Origin of the sequence: Corynebacterium sp. MSK008 (assembly GCF_030232585.1) — a bacterium.
Lineage (GTDB): Bacteria > Actinomycetota > Actinomycetes > Mycobacteriales > Mycobacteriaceae > Corynebacterium.
Genome location: NZ_JASPJX010000031.1, coordinates 1 through 735, shown reverse-complemented (window position 1 = coordinate 735; position 735 = coordinate 1). Strand labels below are relative to the sequence as shown.

Annotated in this window: 1 rRNA gene; it reads left to right on the top strand. The window is 53.5% G+C overall.

What is annotated here, in order from left to right:
* Nucleotides 1-392: 392 nt before the first annotated feature.
* Nucleotides 393-735, top strand: a 23S ribosomal RNA gene (locus tag QP996_RS11745); the annotation flags it as partial.

The window sequence follows — 735 nt, the reverse complement described above, 5'->3', positions numbered from 1 at the left end:
TTTATTTTTGTGTGCCCACAGTTGTGGGTGTTTGTGTGGTTGAGTCGCCGAGTGTGCGACTGCCGCAAATGTTGAATTTGCCGGGTGGAGACACACCCTAGGGTCATGGTTGCACCGTCTGGATGGTGGTGCGGCAGGTCTTGTACGGGGTTGTGCCGCGTGGTGTTGTGGTGGGTGGATACATCCGTTGCGTGACAAAAGGGTTTTTGCGTTGGTGCACTGTTGGGTGTCTGGGGCAGCATGTGGTTGTTCCTGTTGGGCCCTTGCGTGAATCAGCCATGTGGTTGTGGTTGGTTGTGTGTGGGGGTTGTGTTGTGTGAGAACTGTATAGTGGACGCGAGTATCTTTCTTTTTTGTGTTTTGGTGTTTATACCTTGATTGTTTGTGTGTCCGTGTGTTTTGTTACGGGCGTATGGTGGATGCCTTGGCATGCTGAGCCGATGAAGGACGTGTGAGGCTGCGTTATGCCTCGGGGAGTTGCCAACAAAGCGTTGATCCGAGGATGTCCGAATGGGGAAACCCAGCACCAGTTGTGTGGTGTTACCCGCAGGTGAATACATAGTCTGTGTGGGGGTTGACGCGGGGAAGTGAAACATCTCAGTACCCGTAGGAGAAGAAAACAATTGTGATTCCGTGTGTAGTGGCGAGCGATAGCGGATGAGGCTAAACCGTGTGCGTGTGATACCTGGCAGGGGTTGCGTGTGCGGTGTTGTGGGGCGCAAGTGTTGCAGGCTG